General features: G+C 67.2%; 15 protein-coding genes. 11 read left to right on the top strand and 4 right to left on the bottom strand.

Annotated elements, in window-relative coordinates:
• The 8 genes from EV580_RS28730 to EV580_RS28695 are packed head-to-tail and all read left to right on the top strand — an operon-like array spanning position 1 to position 7343.
• Positions 1-984: an ABC transporter permease gene (locus EV580_RS28730; protein ID WP_133695778.1), complete on the top strand. Its 984-nt coding sequence runs from the start codon at positions 1-3 to the stop codon at positions 982-984.
• Entirely contained in the window at positions 981-2003 is a 1023-nt protein-coding gene (locus tag EV580_RS28725; RefSeq protein WP_133695776.1) for an ABC transporter ATP-binding protein, read from the top strand. The genes EV580_RS28730 and EV580_RS28725 overlap by 4 nt, the downstream gene beginning before the upstream one ends.
• Positions 1996-3000: an ABC transporter ATP-binding protein gene (locus EV580_RS28720; protein WP_133695774.1), complete on the top strand. Its 1005-nt coding sequence runs from the start codon at positions 1996-1998 to the stop codon at positions 2998-3000. The genes EV580_RS28725 and EV580_RS28720 overlap by 8 nt, the downstream gene beginning before the upstream one ends.
• The gene (locus EV580_RS28715) at positions 2997-3725 is read left to right on the top strand and encodes a sulfite exporter TauE/SafE family protein (protein WP_133695772.1); all 729 of its coding nucleotides are present in this window, start codon (positions 2997-2999) and stop codon (positions 3723-3725) included. Before EV580_RS28720 ends, EV580_RS28715 begins: the two co-directional genes overlap by 4 nt.
• Position 3726: 1 nt before the next feature.
• A complete protein-coding gene (locus EV580_RS28710; protein ID WP_133695770.1) occupies positions 3727-4536 on the top strand; it encodes an IclR family transcriptional regulator in 810 nt (269 codons plus the stop codon).
• A 12-nt stretch (positions 4537-4548) separates the two neighbouring features.
• Complete coding sequence (locus EV580_RS28705) at positions 4549-5895, top strand: enolase C-terminal domain-like protein (RefSeq protein ID WP_133695768.1); 1347 nt, start codon at positions 4549-4551, stop codon at positions 5893-5895.
• On the top strand, positions 5895-6857 hold the full coding sequence (locus EV580_RS28700) for a 2-hydroxyacid dehydrogenase (RefSeq protein WP_133695767.1): 963 nt from the start codon (positions 5895-5897) through the stop codon (positions 6855-6857). Before EV580_RS28705 ends, EV580_RS28700 begins: the two co-directional genes overlap by 1 nt.
• A gap of 39 nt (positions 6858-6896) precedes the next feature.
• Entirely contained in the window at positions 6897-7343 is a 447-nt protein-coding gene (locus EV580_RS28695; protein WP_133695765.1) for a DUF5709 domain-containing protein, read from the top strand.
• Here the strand turns inward: EV580_RS28695 and EV580_RS28690 are convergent.
• On the bottom strand, positions 7340-9712 hold the full coding sequence (locus EV580_RS28690) for a cadherin-like domain-containing protein (protein ID WP_133695763.1): 2373 nt from the start codon (positions 9710-9712) through the stop codon (positions 7340-7342). The genes EV580_RS28695 and EV580_RS28690 overlap by 4 nt on opposite strands.
• Positions 9713-9737: 25 nt before the next feature.
• Between EV580_RS28690 and EV580_RS28685 the strand changes: the two genes are divergently transcribed.
• Positions 9738-11009, top strand: coding sequence for an ROK family transcriptional regulator (locus tag EV580_RS28685; protein ID WP_286171902.1), 1272 nt, complete (start codon positions 9738-9740; stop codon positions 11007-11009).
• A 4-nt stretch (positions 11010-11013) separates the two neighbouring features.
• On the opposite strand, the gene stpK7 is transcribed toward EV580_RS28685, so the two are convergent.
• Entirely contained in the window at positions 11014-12813 is a 1800-nt protein-coding gene (gene stpK7 / locus EV580_RS28680) for a serine/threonine protein kinase StpK7 (RefSeq protein WP_133695762.1), read from the bottom strand.
• 361 nt (positions 12814-13174) lie between these two features.
• Between stpK7 and EV580_RS28675 the strand changes: the two genes are divergently transcribed.
• Positions 13175-14809: a fatty acyl-AMP ligase gene (locus EV580_RS28675; RefSeq protein WP_133695760.1), complete on the top strand. Its 1635-nt coding sequence runs from the start codon at positions 13175-13177 to the stop codon at positions 14807-14809.
• 38 nt (positions 14810-14847) lie between these two features.
• Positions 14848-15660 carry a GAF and ANTAR domain-containing protein gene (locus EV580_RS28670; RefSeq protein ID WP_133695758.1) on the top strand — a complete coding sequence of 271 codons (813 nt, stop codon included), beginning with the start codon at positions 14848-14850 and terminating at the stop codon, positions 15658-15660.
• Between the two features lie 10 nt (positions 15661-15670).
• Here the strand turns inward: EV580_RS28670 and EV580_RS28665 are convergent, their stop codons facing one another.
• Both EV580_RS28665 and EV580_RS28660 read right to left on the bottom strand, forming a co-directional pair.
• Positions 15671-16432, bottom strand: coding sequence for a GAF and ANTAR domain-containing protein (locus EV580_RS28665; RefSeq protein WP_133696018.1), 762 nt, complete (start codon positions 16430-16432; stop codon positions 15671-15673).
• Positions 16433-16475: 43 nt separating this feature from the next.
• On the bottom strand, positions 16476-17186 hold the full coding sequence (locus EV580_RS28660) for a GAF and ANTAR domain-containing protein (protein ID WP_133695757.1): 711 nt from the start codon (positions 17184-17186) through the stop codon (positions 16476-16478).
• Positions 17187-17232: the final 46 nt, after the last annotated feature.

Raw genomic sequence — 17232 nt, 5'->3', positions numbered from 1 at the left:
ATGAGCACCCAAATCGATCTGGTTCCGGTCAAGCCGACAACGGCGATCGTCGGCGAAGGCGGCAAGAACACCCGCAAGCGGTCCATGTGGCTTCGCCTGCTGGTCAATGACCGGGTGGCCGCCGCCGCGGCCGTCGTTCTCGGAATCGTGGTCCTGACCGCCGTGTTCGGCCCGATGCTCGTCGGCAACCTGGCCACCCACATCGATCTGGACAACTCCAACCAGCCGCCGTTCACGCTGGCGCACGGTTGGGCCGGCGTGCTGGGCACCGATCCACTGGGCCGCAGCATGCTGGCCCGGTTGGTGGTCGCCTGCCGCACCACGCTGTCGGTGGCCATCCCCGCGGTGCTGATCTCCGCGGTGGTCGGGTCCGCCATCGGCATGTGGGCCGGCTACTACCGGGGCTGGCGGGAGACCATCGCCATGCGGATCGCTGATGTGATCATGAGCTTCCCGTCGCTGCTGCTGGCGGTCGTCGTGCTGTACGTCTTCTCTCCCAGCGCGGCGAATATCGTTCTGGTGCTTGCCATCACCCGCATCCCGGTCTACCTGCGCACCGCACGCGCCGAATCCGCCGAGCTGCAGAGCCGGCTGTTCGTGGACGCCGCCCGCACCTTCGGGGCGAGCGCGCATTCGATCATCGGCCGCCACGTGCTACCGGTTGTGCTGCCGACCCTGCTGACGGTCGCGACGCTGGACTTCTGCTACGTCATGCTGGCGGAGAGCTCCCTGAGCTTCCTGGGCATCGGGATTCAGCCACCAGAGGTCAGCTGGGGCCTGATGGTGGCACAGGGCCGCACCTATCTGCACACCGCCTGGTGGCTGTCGTTCTTCCCCGGTGTCGCCATCGTGATCACCACCGTGTCCGCCACGATCCTGGCCGCCTGGGCCCGCATCGCCACCGATCCCGCCCAGCGGTGGCGGCTCACCGTTCCGCAGAAGCGCCTGTCCTCGTTCACCAAGACCACGAAGGCCCTGTCATGACCGCAGCCGTAGACCACCGCCTGTCCGCCGACACCGACGACGCCGACACCGTGCTGTCGGTCGACGGGCTGACCGTGGACATCCGCACCATTTCCGGCACCGTGCGCGCCGTCAACGACGTGTCGTTCGATGCCCACCGCGGCGAAACACTGGCGCTGCTGGGCGAATCCGGGTGCGGTAAGTCGATGACCGCGACCGCGCTCGTCGGGCTGCTGGAACCGGTCGCCGACGTGGTCGCCGGTACCGCGATTCTGAAAGACACCGACGTGCTCGGTGCCGACCGCAAGACCCGGCGCAAGATCGCGGGCACCGAGCTCGCGATCGTGTTCCAGGACGCGCTCACCGCCCTCAATCCGCTCTATACCGTCGGTACTCAGCTGGCCGAGCCGTTCCGGATCCACCAGGGCATGGGCGCCGCAGAAGCCAAACGCAAAGCTGTCGAATTGATGGCGCGCGTGGGCATTCCGCAACCCGAGACGCGGCTCCATTCCTACCCGCACCAATTCTCCGGCGGTATGCGCCAGCGGCTGCTGATCGCCATGGCGGTCGCACTGAACCCCAGTGTGCTGATCGCCGACGAACCGACCACGGCACTGGACGTCACGGTCCAGGCCCAGATCATGGCGCTGCTGCGGGATCTGCGGGCCGAATACCGGATGGCGGTCGTGCTGATCACCCACGACCTGGCGCTGGTCGCCGAGGAAGCCGACCGCGTCGCGGTGATGTACGCCGGCAATATCATCGAGACCGGCCGGGTGGCAGACGTTTTCGCCGAACCGCGGCACCCCTACACCAAGGGCCTGCTGAATTCCGTTCCGGTCAACGCCCGTCGCGGCGACGAACTGAAATCCATCGGCGGATCGCCGCCCGATCTGCACAACATCCCGGAGGGGTGCGTCTATCAGGCCCGCTGCCCGCTGGCGAGTGATCTGTGCGCCACCACCCGTCCCAGCCTCAAGCCCGTCGGCTCCGGCCGCAGCGCCGCCTGCCACTTCCCCGAAGAGGTGCCCAATGTCTGAGTCCATGCTCGCGGTGCGCGACCTTCGCAAGTCGTTTCACGTCGCAGGCGGCGGCAAGAAGAAGCTGTGCGCCCTGGACGGCATCACGCTGGATCTCGCACGCGGTGAGACACTCGGCCTGGTCGGCGAATCGGGCTGTGGGAAGTCCACTCTGGCCCGCACCCTGCTGATGCTGGAGAAGCCGGACTCGGGAAGCGTGCAATTCGACGGCGTCGACCCGTTCAGCCTGCGCGGCAAGGACCTGCTGAAGTTCCGCCGCCGGGTGCAGATGGTGTTCCAAGATCCCTACGCGTCGTTGAACGCCCGCATGTCGGCCGGCGACATCATCGCCGAACCGTGGCGCAGCCATCCGGGCATGTACCGCAATCGGCGGGAGCGCCAGACCCGGGTGCGGGGACTGCTCGACCTCGTCGGACTCGGCGCCGGTGCGGCCGACAAATACCCTCAGGAGTTCTCCGGTGGGCAGCGCCAGCGCATCGGGATCGCCCGTGCCCTGGCACTGGACCCTGACGTGATCATCTGTGACGAGCCGGTCTCCGCACTGGACCTTTCGGTGCAAGCGCAGGTGCTGAACCTGCTCAACGAGCTGCAGCAGCAGTTGGGGATCGCCTACATCTTCATCTCGCACGACCTGTCGGTGGTGCGCCACGTCGCCGATCGGGTTGCGGTGATGTATCTGGGGCGGATCATCGAAACCGGGCCCACCGAAGCGGTTTTCGACCGGCCCAACCACCCCTACACCGCGGCGCTGATGTCGGCGGCACCGACGCTGGACGGCGCACAACGCAAACAGCGCATCCTTCTCAAGGGCGAGGTGCCCTCCCCGCTCAACCCGCCGTCGGGCTGTCGGTTCCGGACCCGCTGCTGGAAGGCCACCGAGATCTGCGCGACAACCGAGCCGCCGGCTGCGCTGGACCCGGTGGTCGTCGGACACGCGGCCGGGTGCCATCATCCCCTGCTGTCCGAGGGGGCCGCGCTCACATCTGTACCGGCATGAGCGCGTGGGGATTTGCCGCTATCGCCACGACCGTCGTCCTGGCGTCCGCACTTCAGGCATCCATCGGATTCGGCATCGGGATGCTCGCCGCACCCGTTGTCGCGCTGGTCGATCCCGGGCTGATCCCCGGCACCCTGATCATGGTGGCGACGCTCGTCACGCTGATGGTCGTCGTGCAGGAGCGCCAGGAGATCGACCTGCACGGCACCGGATGGGCGCTGGCCGGTCGAGTACCTGGCACCATCGCGGGTGCGTTGCTGCTGGCGAGCCTGCCGGAGCGCGGCTTGGCGATCATGCTCGCCGCCGTCGTGCTGACCGGTGTCGTGGTGACCAGCTTCGGCTGGATTCCGTTGCCGCGCCGACGCAATGTGGTACTGGCGGGCGCGGCCTCCGGCGTGCTGGGAACGGCGACGGCCATCGGCGGCCCGCCGATGGCGCTGGTGTGGCAGCGCAACGCGGGCGCACGGCTGCGCGGGACGATGGGCGGTTTCTTTCTGGTGGGATCGTTGATGTCGCTGGCGGCGCTGGCCGCGACGGGCGCCATCACCGGCCACACTCTGGCGGCGTTCGCCGTCCTGATTCCCGCGGCGGTGATCGGCTATGGGCTCTCGCGCGGCCTCAACCGTATCCTCGACCCGAAACGGTTGCGGTGGTTGGCAATCAGCGCCTCGACGCTGGGCGCCGTGGTGTTGATCGCCCGTGAACTTCTGACGATGGGAGGGTGAGGTGTCCGACGAATCGGCGCCCGATCTCGCAGTGCGCAAGGTGAAGTCGGCGGTGCGCACCGTCGAGCTGTTGGAGTACCTGGCCGCGCGCCACGACGATCCCGCGCGGCTGCGCGAGATCAGCGACGCGCTCGGCATGCCCCGCAGCAGCGCGCATGCCCTGCTGCGCACGCTGGTGGCCCAGGGCTGGGTGCGCTCGGACCCGACCGGCACCCTGTACGCGATCGGGATCCGAGCCCTGCTGGTCGGCACCAGCTACCTGGACAGCGATCCCTACCTGCCGCTGATCACACCGTTCCTCGACGATCTGCGTCAGGACCTCGACGAGACCTTCCACCTCGGCCGGCTCGACGGTACCGATGTCGTCTACCTCGCCACGCGAGAGTCCAAGCAGTACACCCGCACTGCCAGCCGGGTCGGGCGACGGCTGCCGGCCTATGCCACCGCCCTGGGTAAGTCGCTGCTCGCCGAGAGGTTCGGCCTCGATCGCGACCAGCACGTCCCCGCCGGCCTGAAACCGCTGACCGCCAAGACGATCGTCGACCGCGCCGCGCTCGACGCCGACCTCGACACCGTCCGGGTCCGCGGATATGCCACCGACGACGAGGAGAACACGCTCGGTGTGCGGTGCTTCGCGGTCGTCCTGCGCTATGGCACACCGCCGCAGGACGCCATCAGCGCCTCGATTCCGGTGTCCCGGCTGACTTCGGACCGCGAGCGGGAGATCGTCGATGCCCTCTGCACCATGGGAGACAAGGTCTCCCGCGTCGTGCGCCCATTAGCCAACGGCGACAAGTGGTTCGCCTCATGAGGAAGTGATGACATGAGTCCATCAGTGCCCGTCGTGCGGGACATGACGGTGGTCCCCGTCGCCGGCCACGACAGCATGCTGCTGAACCTCAGCGGTGCCCACGGCCCCTACTTCACCCGAAACATCGTGATTCTCACCGACTCCGACGGCAATACCGGTGTCGGTGAGGTCCCCGGTGGCGAGCCGATCCGGCGTACGCTGTCCGACGCTCGCGAGATCGTCACGGGCCGCAGCATCGGCGATCATCGCAGCGTGCTGGCCGATATGCGCCGGGCCGTCGCCGACCGGGACGCGGCCGGCCGCGGTGCCCAGACATTCGACCTGCGCGTGACCGTACACGCCGTCACCGCCGTCGAGTCGGCGATGCTGGACCTGCTCGGTCAGCATCTCGGAGTGCCCGTCGCCGCGCTGCTGGGCGAGGGACAGCAGCGAGATCGGGTGCAGGCGTTGGGGTATCTGTTCTTCGTGGGCGACCGGGCCAAGACGGATCTGGCCTACCGGTCACCGGATGACGAAGCCGCCGACGCCGACGACTGGCTGCGCGTTCGCCACGAAGAGGCCCTGTCGCCCGAGGCCGTCGTCCGGCTCGCCGAGGCCGCACAGGCCCGCTACGGATTTCAGGACTTCAAGCTCAAAGGTGGCGTCCTGCCCGCCGCCGACGAGGCCAAGGCCGTCATCGCCCTGGCCGACCGGTTCCCGCACGCGCGAATCACCCTGGACCCCAACGGCGGTTGGCTGCTCGCCGACGCGATCACGACCTGTCGCGAGCTCACCGACGTACTGGCCTACGCCGAGGATCCGGTCGGCCCGGAAGGCGGCTTCTCCGGTCGCGAGGTGATGGCGGAGTTCAAGCGCGCGACAGGATTGCCGACGGCCACGAACATGATCGCCACCGACTGGCGTGAACTCGGACACGCCATCAAGGCCGGCGCCGTCGACATCCCCCTGGCCGATCCGCACTTCTGGACGATGGCCGGTTCGGTGCGGGTGGCGCAGCTCTGCGACGCCTGGGGCCTGACGTGGGGGTCGCACTCCAACAACCACTTCGATGTGTCGCTGGCGATGTTCACCCATGTCGCGGCGGCCGCCCCCGGTGATATCACCGCAATCGATACGCACTGGATCTGGCAGGATGGTCAGCGAATCACCAAGCGGCCCTTCGAGATCATCGACGGCTACCTCGCCGTTCCGGACAAGCCGGGCCTCGGCGTCGAACTCGATCACGACGCGCTCGCCGCCGCACACGAGCTCTATCAACGCGAGGGGCTCGGCGGCCGCGACGACGCGGCGGCCATGCAATATCTGATACCCGGCTGGGCCTTCGACAGCAAGCGCCCGGCCTTGCAGCGGGGCTTATGATGGACGTTCTGGTCAACGACGCCAACCTGATTCCGCACCGCTCCCGGTTCGAAGCGCAGGTGCCCGAGGGCACCGAGGTGCGCTGGCGGGTCGGTGAGGTCGCCCCGGAGGACCTGCGTGATGCGCAGGTGTTCGTCGGCGGCCGGTTCACCACGCAGATGGCACAGGCCGCCGAAAGCCTGCGACTGGTCCACGTCGCCGGCGCCGGCACCGACAAGGTGGCTTTCGAGGCACTGCCGCCGGAGGTGCTGGTCGCCAACACTTTTCACCATGAACGGTCGATGGCGGAATACATCGTCGCCGCCGCAGTGATGCTACGGCGGGACTTCCTCGTTCAGGATCGCGCGCTGCGCGACAACCGGTGGGCGACATCGGTGTATGACCGCAAGATTCCACAGGCACCCACGCTCGGGGAGGCCCGCATCGGGTTCGTCGGGTTCGGGCATATCGGCCAGTGCGCCTGGCAGTTGTTGCGCGCCTTTGGATGCAGCGGTGCGGCGGTGACGAACTCGGGTCGGGTGCCGGACTGCGGGCTGGCCTGGGCGGGCGACACGGACTCGCTGACTCGGCTGTTGACCGAATGCGACGTTGCCGTCGTGTCTGCGCCGCTGAGTTCACGCACCCAGGGGATGATCGGCGCCGCACAGTTGCGGGCGCTGGGACCCGACGGGGTGCTGATCAACGTCGGGCGCGGTCCACTGGTACAGCAGCAGGCGCTTTTCGACGCGCTCGCCGGTGGCGTGATCCGCGCCGCGGCGATCGATGTCTGGTATCGCTATCCGTCGGGCGACGGGGTGGCCGCGCCGGGCGATCTACCGTTCGCCCATCTGCCGAACCTGTTGATGACCCCGCATTCGTCGGGTGTCACCCGCGATACCTTCATCGGCCGGATCGAGGACATCACCGCGAACATCACCCGGTTGCAGATGGGCGCGCCGCTGCACAACGTGGTCACCCGCTGACGGGGTGGCGTTCTCGCGACACCGTGACATTCTGGAGCGGTGAGCACTTGGGACGACGACAACGACAGCGGCGAGTACAGCGTCGAGGATGACAACCAGCTCCAACCCGAGGACACCCTGGTCGACCGCGGCGTCGACGACATCCTCGACGAGGGGATCTCACCGCCGGAACGACCGTATGCGCGCACGAACCTGGACCATCCCGGCCCGGAAACCCTCGACGAGCTGCTGGCCGAGGAGGAGCCCGACCCGATCTCCCGCATCGGCAATGTGCTCGACGAGCTGAACGGCGACTCCGACGATGAGGAAGAGTTTCCCGAGGACGACGAGGTCGGCCGGGCCCGCTCGGGCCGGCTGGTGGCACCCGATGCGGGATTCGGCGAGGACGACGAGTCCGAGCTGTTCGCCTCCGACGTCGGTATCGACGGCGGGGCGGCCTCCGCGGAGGAGGCCGCCATGCACGTCATCGACGACGAGGACGACTAGGCGCTCAGCTGATCGTCGATGACCTTCGTCGGGTCGAGCAGTACTTGAGTGTCGCCGTCGAGCGTGGACGAAATCGTGCCGGTGATCGTCCGGGTCAGCTTGTTGATGGTGGCGTTGGCCGTCAGGGAGCCGGTGTGATCACCGGTGACGACGATGTTGGCCTTGTAGACGATTGAGGCCTGGCTGGCTCCCGCGCTCGTCGACTCGGTGCCGTTTAGAATCATGCCTTCCTTGTTGACGTAGTTGGTGTACGTCACGGTGCGAATCGTGTTGCCGGCCGTGGTGGGATCGGGTGCCTCCGAGACGTACGCGGTGCCGCCGTACTGACTGGTGTACGCCCCGACCGGCGGCAGCGGCGCAGGTCCGGCTTTGTAGGTCGCCAAGGCCGGTGCCCAGTCCGCGTTCGGTGTGACCAGATCACCCTGGACCGTTCCGACGCTGGTCGTGTACTTCAGGTTGGTGACGACCAGTCTGGTGTCGGTCGCGTCGCTGATGTTGCGCTCCCAGAAGGCGACCGAGGTTCCATCGGCGTTCCAGCTCGGCATGCTGCGGGCGGTGTAGCCGTCACCGGTGACGAAGAGCGGAATGCCGTTCTCGCCCTTGAGATCATCGTCGATCGCGACCAGCCACTCCTGGTTGGACACGTTGATCCCGGTGCCGCTGGGGTATTGGCCCGTCGCGAGTCCACCTGCGTAGGCGGTGTACACGGCGCCCTGAATATCGGCCGGCAGCAAGGCGGGACGGTCGATCCGGGTCATCGGGGTCAGGGCGTCGAGCCCCCGCGTGCTGCAGATCGCGATCCACTGCTGGTTGGGTGACATGTCGACGTCCTCGTCGTAGTCGAGGTTTCCGGTCAGCCGCGTGACGTTCCCGGTGGCCAGGTCGACGACCACGTCGTCGACATTGCCCGACTCGTACCGGCCGGCGAGGATGATCACGCCTTTGCCGTCTGGCGTCCACTGCTTGCCCTCGCCGACCGGGTAGACCACCCTGGCATCCTCGATGTGGTACTCCGGGGCTCCGGTGGTCGCGTTGGCTGAGAGAACCAACTTGCCCACGATGGGCACGGCGGTGATGAGATTGCCTGTCCCGAGCTGGATCTGGCTGAACATCACGTACTTGCCGTCCGGTGAGATACGCATCTCGCGCTGCTTGTCGACAGCGGTGGATCCCGACGGCGGCGTGATGATGGGGATCAGCGCCGCGGCGCTGGTCTCGGTGGCGGGCTGGTATACGTCCCAATGGCCGGGAGCCTCGACAAGGAAACGGCCGGAGCCGTCGCTGGTGTAGGTGCTCTTGCCCAAGTTGCCCTCAGAGGGGGTTACCCCGCACGTGACACAGGTGACGGTGGACCCGTCGGTGTCGTCGGCGCTGATCGAGTAGATCTCGGTGCGCCCACCGGCGACGGGTGTCGCCGAGAACATCAGGGTCTTGCCGTCCGGCGCGAATCGCGGAATCGTCGGGTTGGTGATCGTGGCCGGCAGGTTCAGGATCACCCGCGTCGCTTCCGGACTGAGCACTGTGAGGCTGCTGCTGGCCGACGCGGTGCGCGAGCTGAATGGCATCAGCACGTTGAACTTGCCGTCGGTGACCGAAATCGTGAACGAATCAGTCTGCGCAGCAGAGTAATTGATGTCGTCCGGGGTGTAGGTGAAGTTGCCGGTCGCCTGATCGATGGTCAGCGTGCCGTACTTGGGGCCTTGGGTGACGGTGTACTTCAGCGCATCACCTTCCGCGTCGGTCGCGCCGACGTTCCCGGTAACCGTCTGGCCCGTCTGCACCGTGGTCGTCGGGGTTCCGATCGTCGGCGCCTGGTTGAACACGTCCCGCCGCACCGCACCGAGTGCCGACCAGATGATCGGCACGATGGGCCCGCTGTTGGTGGGCGCCGGTTTGAGGAACGGGTTGAGCAGTGACGTGACGGCGCTGTTGAGCAATCCCAGCGGGTTGGGCCTGACGACGGGTGCGCTGACCGCAGCCGGCACGGACGAGACCGCGGTACGCGGGCTGGTGGCCTTGAGCTTGGGTGCGGCCGGCGCGGTCACCGTTGTCGCTGCCGCGGTACCGGTCGAATCGCCCGCCTTCGTCGTGGCAGCGGGCTTGGAGATGCGGCTGCCTCTAGCCTTGGCGATACCGGTGGATCGCGGCCCGGCATGTGCCGTCGACGAGCCGCCGGAGGTAGATCCACCAGCGGAGGAAGCGGATGAACCCGACGAGCTGCCGGTCGCGTCGGCCGACGCGACCCCGTGACCGGCGGCTACCGACCCGGCCAGCCACGCGGCAACGGCGATCCCTCCGTATGCGCCGACCTTGGCGGCACCCTGCAGGGAGCTGGTCAGCGGTTTGGCAGGTCGATGTTCAGCGGTCATTGGAGGTCTCCCCGGTTTAATTGGTGTGACGTACTTAATACGATTTAGTTGGTGTGACGAATTTAATAGCAGGACGCCGGTCGGCGTCAAGGAGGTCGTGCTGAAACCGTCAGATTCGACGAGGCAGAGCAGGCAGGTCGCGCGCCTCCTGCTGCGTCAGCGCGTCGTTCACCTGCTGCGGACATCCGGCCCGCTGGCCAGGGCTGATCTCGCCGACAAACTCGGCCTGCCCCGCCCCCAGATCACGACGATCGTGGCCGATCTGATCGAAGACGGCACCCTGGTCGAACTGGAGTCCCGCATCGAGGGCGTCAGCTCTCGCGGCCGACCGCGCATTCTGCTCGACTGCAACCCGGAGGCGCGCAGAGTCCTGGGAATCCAGATCGACGGAATCCGCGCCAGGGTCGTCCTCGCCGACGCGACCGGAAACATCTCCCACGAAGGTCAGACACCAACGGGCGACAGGGACCCCGCGGCGGTGATCCGCTCGATCACAACACTCGCCAAAAAGTTGATGGCCGATTCCGCTGGCAAGCCCGCATCGGTCGCGGGTGTCTGCGTCCCGGGACTCGTCGACGACACCACGGGACTGGTCATCGAAACCCACGAGCTCGGATGGGCGAATATCGAACTGGGCAAGCTGCTTTCCCGCGATCTCGGCATCCCGGTGGCAGTACAGGACACCACCAAGGCAATTACGTTGGCGGAGACGATCGCCGGTGAAGCACGTGAGGCGCGCTCGGCGGTCGTCTTGGATCACGGTGGCCGACTTGGTGTCGGGTTGATCATCGACGGCCGACCGTATGCCGGTTCGACAGGCGTCGCGGGCGCCATCGGCCACGTGCCGGTCTACGGCAGCTCCACGCCGTGCCGTTGCGGTCGGCTCGGATGCGTCGAGGCAGACATGTCGATGTATGCGATGCAGGCAGCAGCGCCGCAGACGGTCGGGATGACTTATGACGAGGTCGACGTCGGCGCGTTGCGGGAGAATACTGCCCGAAATCAGCAGGCGCAGGACATCATTCGTGACGTCATCGACCGTGTCGCACACACCGCCGCGCTGATCGAAGCACTGCTCGATCCCGAATTGATCATCGTGGCCGGATTGATCATCGAGTTCGACGAACTTGCCACGGCGCTGCAAGCGCGCATCGACGAACTGCGCCCACCGGAACGACAGGGCCGCACCACGACCGTCCTGTCCAACATCGGCCGGGACGCACCGATCTCGGTCATCGTCGCGCTGCAACAGCTCGACCCCGATATCGCGGGCATGCTGCATTCGGCAGAAGCGTAAACCGTTAGCGCACAGCCCCGTTGATCACCGGCGCGTCGATCATGCCCTTCTCGACACCCCACATCGTGGCGATGGTGCGGTACTCCCCCGTCTTCATCAGATGCTGCAACGCCAGCTGCAGCGACGTGCCGAGACCGGAATCCTTGTCCACCGGCCAGCCGTATGGCGCGGAGTCGAACACGGTGCCCGCCGCCTCGAGCTGCCCGCCGCTGGTCTTGATCGCAAAACCGGTGACGGGCGAGTCGGCAGACATCGCGTCGACCTCGCCGGCGATCAGCGCGGTGTTGAGATCGTCCTGGCGGGTGTAGATCACCTTCTTGATGGGCGGCTTGCCCGCGGTGACGCAGGCTTGGCTCTTGGCCGGCAGCTCGTCGGATTCCTGCAAAGACGGATACGCCACACCGACTTTGAGCCCACAGGCGTTGTCGGGGTCGACCGCAACACCGGGGCGCTGTGCCCACAGCGTGCCTGCCTGGAAGTAGGTGACGAAGTCGGCGGCGGCTTCCCGCTCCTTGGTATCGGTGAACGACGACATGCCGAGATTGAAGTCGCCTGCACGCACCGACGGGATGATCGCCTCGAACGCGGTCTGCCGATACTCCGGCGTCAAACCGAGCGTGCGGGCGACCGCGTTCATCAGGTCGACGTCGAATCCGACGACCTTGCCGTCGGCGTCGATAAATTCGTTTGGCGCATAGGGGATATTGACGCCCACGACCAGCCTGCCGGAATCCCGGATCTTCTGCGGCACGGTCGCCGCGAGCGCCGGCACCGCACCGTCGGCAGGCGGCGTGGGCTCCGAACTGGACGCCGTACCCGCCAAACTCGTCGCACCACTGGACTTCGTGTCCGATTCCCGCCACTGCCACACACCGATTCCCGCGCCGGCCACCAGCAGCACCGTCGCCCCAACCGCCAGCCACGTGCGCCGGTGTGACCGCGGAGCCGCGGCCAACGCGTGCCGCCCCGAGCTGCCGATCTTGCGCACCCGCGTGGTCAACGCCGACCGCGCGGCGGCGGCCAGCTCCCCGGCGCTGCCGTAGCGCTCGGCGGGCTTCTTGGCCATGCCCTTGGCGATGATGTCGTCGAACGCCGCCAGCCTCGGATCTTTGTCGGACGGGCGCGGGGCGGGTGCGGTCATATGCCCGGCGATCTGCTGTTCCAGGCTGTCGTTCGGATACGGCCGGACACCGGTGAGGCATTCGTAGAGGACACATGTCAGGGCGTAGACATCGGAGCGCAGGTCGGCCTTGCCGCCGCTGAACCGCTCGGGGGCCATGTACGCCAGGGTGCCCAGGGTGCTGCCTGCCGTCGTCAGGCCCGCCTCACTCGCCGTACGAGCCAGGCCGAAGTCGATCAGGTAGGCGAAGTCGCGGGCGGTGATCAGGATGTTCGAGGGCTTGACGTCACGGTGGATCAGCCCGGCCGCATGGGCGGCGTCCAGCGCGGCGGCCACCTGCTCGACGATGTCGACGGCCAGCGGGGGCATCAGCGGCTTACGCGCCTCGTTGAGGATCGCGTCCAGGGTCCGGCCGTCGATCAGGCGCATATCCAGGTACAACCGGCCGTCGATCTCGCCGAAACCGTGGATCGGAACGACATGCGGCTCGTTGAGGGCGGCGACCGCTTGGGCCTCGCGCTTGAAACGTTGCTGGAAGACGTTGTCCTCGGCCAACCGGTGCGGGAGAACCTTGAGCGCGACCACGCGATCTGTCTTGGTGTCGTAGGCCCGGTAGACCTCACCCATGCCTCCGCGACCTATCAGCTCCTGCAGCTGATAGTGCCCAAATGGTGTCGCATCCACCATCCACTCCTCGGCAAGGCGGCTGACCGTCGATTGAAGCTACATCACCTTTGCCAGAAGTACCGCCGTCAGCGGCAGGAAAACACTGGTCGGGTTATGGCCTGCGTGCCTTCGACCCGACGCACCGCGGCGCGGTACGGTCAATGCGGCTGACCCACCAGCTTCTCGGAAACGTCACGGCGGCGATCTGAACTCCCCGCTGCATGGCCACCCGGCCCGACGTAAGCCGACCTGCATTCCTGGCGCCCATCCTGGGCGCGTGGCCGACAAGCGCTTCTGTCCGACGGCACCCGCGGCAACCCGCCTGCGGCCACAACATCGCAGGTCATGCCCTCACGCGGCCTGCAGAAGGAAGAGCTCCGTGAGCCAATTCACCGAGACGATGTTCCGAAACGCCCGGTGGAGCATGAACGGTATGACCACCGGAGAGCCCGGCGCTCCGGTGCGGCATACCTGGGCCGAGGTGCACGCGCGCGCCTGCCGGATTGCCGGTGGCCTGGCGGCGGCCGGCGTCGGCCACGGTGACGCGGTTGCCGTTCTCGCCGGACTTCCCGTGGACATCGCACCGACCGCACAGGGCATCTGGATTCGCGGCGCCAGTGTCACCATGCTGCACCAGCCCACGCCGCGCACCGACCTGCAGCGTTGGGCCGAGGAAACCGCCGCAGTCCTCGACACGATCGACGCCAAGGCCGTCGTGGTCGGCGAGCCGTTCCTGCCGGCGGCGCCACTTCTCGCCGAGCGGGGGATGCCGGTGGTGATCGCCGGCGAACTGTTGCAGGCCAAACCGGTACGCCCCGTCGACACCTGCGGCGATGACCTCGCCCTGATGCAACTGACCTCGGGGTCGACGGGCTCGCCCAAGGCGGTCCACATCACCCACGCCAACGTGGTGGCCAATGCGGAGGCGATGTTCATCGGCGCCAAGGTCGACGTGGAAACCGACGTGATCGTCAGCTGGTTGCCCTGCTTCCACGACATGGGCATGACCGGGTTCCTGACCGTACCCATGTACTTCGGCGTCGAGCTGGTCAAGGTCACCCCCATGGACTTCCTCCGCGATAACTTGTTGTGGGTCAAGCTGATTGACAAGTACAAGGCGACGATGACGGCTGCGCCGAACTTCGCCTACAACCTCTTGGCGAAGAGACTGCGCAGCCTGGCATCGCCCGGCGACTTCGACCTGTCGTCGCTGCGGTGGGCACTGTCGGGTGCCGAACAGGTCGATCCCGCCGACGTCGAGGATCTGTGTGCGGCCGGCGCCGCCCACGGGTTGCGACCGGGGGCGATCCTGCCGGCCTACGGGATGGCCGAGACCACCGTTGCGGCATCCTTTTCCACCTGCGGCGCAGGCATGACCGTCGACGAGATCGACGCCGACCTGCTGGCCGTCCTGCAGCGCGCCATCCCGGCGACGCGAGGCAATGTCCGGCGCCTGGTGACGCTCGGTCGCCTGCTCAATGGGCTGGAAGCGCGCATCATCGACGAATTCGGCGCCGTGCTCCCCGCCCGCGGTGTCGGCGTGATCCAACTCCGCGGCGACCCCGTCACGCCGGGATACACCACGGCGGCCGGGTTCATCTCGGCGCAGGACGACCAGGGCTGGTACGACACCGGCGACCTGGGCTACCTCACCGAGACGGACGAGATCGTCGTCTGCGGCCGGCTCAAGGACGTCATCATCATGGCCGGGCGCAACATCTATCCGACCGACATCGAACGCGCCGCCACCCGCGTCGACGGAGTGCGGCCGGGCTGCGCGGTCGCCGTCCGACTCGACGCCGGGCATTCCCGCGAGTCCTTCGCAGTTGCCGTGGAGTCCAAGGCTTTCGACGATCGCGACGAGGTGCGGCGTATCGAACATCAAGTGGTCCACGAGGTCGTGGTGGAAGTCAACGCCAGGCCCCGCAACGTGGTGGTCCTCGCGCCGGGAATCATCCCGAAGACCCCGTCGGGCAAGCTGCGGCGCGCGCACGCGTTGACACTCGTCACCTGATCGATGGCGAGTAGATTCATCGCGCAGGAGACGAGGTGATGGACGACTACGACGCGCAACCCGACCGCAAGCCACCCCCGGAACCAGAGCTCTCCGCGGCTCAACTCCAGGCCGACGAACTGGACCTGCACGCCGGGCTCAGCGGCCTGGCAGGGATCATCGCGGACGCCACCAGTGTCGACGAAATGCTCGGCCAGGTAGCACAATTCGCGGTTCAGGCGATACCAGGCGCCGACGGTGCCGGCGTCACCCTGATCCATCCCCACCACCCGGACTCCGGTGAGGATTTGCGCATCCAGGCGCGGTCGGTGACCGCAGAGTTCATTGCAGCCATCGACACCCTGCAGTACGAGAAGGTCGCCGAGGGGCCGTGCATCAGCTGCATTCGGTCCGGTAGGCCCGCAATCAGCGGTTCACTGGGCAGCGACCGCCGCTGGCCGCATTTCGGCGGTTCGGTGGCCCGCATGGGCGTGCACTCCGTACTGGCCCTGCCGCTGACCATCGGTGACCGCGTCATCGGCGCGATCAACTCCTACGCCCACGACCGAGACGCGTTCACCGAGCACGCCGTCCAACTCGGCAGCCAATTCGCCGGCCCCGCAGCGGTATCGGTGTACAACGCGCAGTTGTTGGCGAGTACCCGACGGCGCACGACTCAACTTCAGCGGGCGTTGCGCAGCCGGGCGGTGATCGACCAGGCGATCGGCATCATCCGCAGCCGCTCGGGCGGCACCGCACAGGATGCCTTCGACCGTCTCACCCGAATCAGCCAGCGGGAGCACGTCAAACTGGCCGATGTGGCCGAGCAGCTCGTCGACGAGGCGGTCCGGCGGGCCCGGGCACGTCAGTGACGAGACGTACTCACTGCTGGCCCCGCCCGCGGGCGAGGTCCGTCAGCGCCCTGACCAACTCCGGGCGGGAATGCCGGTCCCTCATCAACCGCCGCGCGACCTCAGCCAGGTGCTCGCCGCGGCTCCGGCTGTGGGCGCGGATCAAGCGGAACGCCTCGTCCATCGACACGCCGAGCACCTCGCTGACAAACCCCTTGGCCTGTTCCACGACGACACGACCGGTGAGTGCGGAGCGCAGCGGCGACACCACGGTGGCGCGGGTGGGCGGATGTTCCTGGAGGACCGCCACACACGCGATGTGGGCGAGGGTCTGAGCGACCAGTCGATCCGCCTCGGTGAGTTCACCGGGCTGGGTATCGAACAATCCGAGCGCTCCGAGTACGACGCCGGCCGCCCGCATCGGCAGAACGTGCACCGATACGAAGCCGGCCTGCGTCGCGGCCGGGACGAACTGCGGCCAACGGTCGATCTGAGTACCGAGGTCGGCGACCAGGACCGGCTCGCCAGTCCGGTAGCAGTCGATGCAGGGCCCCTGCTCGGCCTGGAGTTGGAACAGCTCGATATCGCGGGTCCGGTCGGAGGTCGTGGCCATCAGATGAAGTCGGTGCACTGGATCGGCGAGCAGGAATCCGGCCGACGCGATGTCGAGCAGCTCGGCACAGCGTTCGGTCAGTTCCGTCAGCAGGTCGACGACGTCGAAGTCGTCGAGCAGGCTGTCGACCAGTGACACCACCGCGCTCAGCACGCGGGTTTCGCGTTGGTCATCGCTCACCATGGCTTGCCTCCCGGGCCGGCTGTGCGTGCGGATCGGTCGTTCATCGGTCGGTCTCCAGTTTCAGTCGCCGGTCGATGATGTCGCGGGCGACGTCGGTGGCGCTGCGGCCGGTGGCGTAGGCGTGCGCACGCAGCCGCACCAGCGCCTCGGTCGGCTCGACGTCCAATTGCGCGACCAGCATTCCGGTTGCCTGACTGACCTCGGCACGGCTCAATGCCACCAGCTCCGCCCAGGCGTTGCTGGTGGGGTCGTCGACGGCAGCCTGCAGATCGCCGACAAGCAGATCCAGCACCGGTACACCGGCCAGCTCGGCGGCGGCGGCCGCACCCGCGAGTTGTTCGCCCGCCAGATCACCGGGCTGAGCCCGGAACAGGTCCAGAGCGCCGATGTACTCGCCGGCAGCCAGTACCGGCATGGCGAAGACGCCCCGGATCCGGTGCTCCAACATGGCCCGTCCGTAAGTGGGCCAGCGCGCTTCCCCGGGGTGGGCGAGATCGACCACGACCACCGGGGCCCGCAGGGTGACCGCGTCCAGGCACGGTCCTTCGCCGTAGGTGAACTGCAATTCGTCGTACGTGCGAGCCGACGTGCCACTGGAGCCCAGCGTTCCCGCGTTCGCACCGTCGAACACAAGCGAGATCGCCGCCGCATCGATGTCGAGCAGCAGCACACACGCTTCACAGAGCCGGTCGGCGGCTTTGACTCCACGCTGGCCGTCGACGGCCGCAATGAGCTCGTCCTGGATCGTCAAACTAACCGGACCAGGGGTGCAAGGCTGGTGCGGCGCGCAACAGTTC

The sequence above is a fragment of the Mycobacterium sp. BK086 genome (assembly GCA_004362315.1).
Classification (GTDB): domain Bacteria; phylum Actinomycetota; class Actinomycetes; order Mycobacteriales; family Mycobacteriaceae; genus Mycobacterium.
Note: the sequence above shows the minus strand (reverse complement) of the source record. Positions and strands in the feature narration are given on the sequence as shown.